The sequence below is a fragment of the Grimontia indica genome (assembly GCF_000333895.2).
GTDB lineage: Bacteria > Pseudomonadota > Gammaproteobacteria > Enterobacterales > Vibrionaceae > Enterovibrio > Enterovibrio indicus.
In genome coordinates this window covers 1-560 of the sequence record NZ_ANFM02000105.1, presented here as the reverse complement: position 1 = coordinate 560, position 560 = coordinate 1, and the positions used below count along the sequence as shown (strand labels likewise).

Here is a 560-nt window from a genome sequence, read left to right as displayed (position 1 = left end):
AGGGTATCGGCATAAATTTTGACGCCACTTTCACCAGCAGGGATAGTGATATTGGCCTTGTAGCCATTAGAGGCATTGAGTACGACTTCTTTCAGGAAGGTGCCGGATTTGGTGTAAACATGCACCTTGCCGTTATAGTCTGCCCCGAAGTTGGCCTGATGAAGGCCGTCATTAAAGTTCAGCTGCACCGTGCTGTTGGTGGTGGAGGTCTTGGTCATATTGACCGTCCAGCCGACCCAACCATCTTCCGCCGCATTCTGCAAATGGGTAATGCTGGCGACTTTCGGGATGTCGGCATTATCCGTGATGACAGCCGCAGCGGATTGCACCCAACCTTGCTGACCAATGACGGCGCCTTGGATCTTAATAGTCTCATTCCCTTCATAGACATTGTCATTGAGGGTATCGGCATAAATTTTGACGCCACTTTCACCAGCAGGGATGGTGATATTGGCCTTGTAGCCATTAGAGGCATTGAGTACGACTTCTTTCAGGAAGGTGCCGGACTTGGTGTAAACATGCACCTTGCCGTTATAGTCTGCCCCGAAGTTGGCCTGATG

1 pseudogene is annotated in these 560 nt (G+C 50.5%); it reads right to left on the bottom strand.

Annotated features, from left to right (window positions below):
- Positions 1 to 560, bottom strand: a pseudogene (locus D515_RS24945) (type I secretion C-terminal target domain-containing protein); the annotation flags it as partial.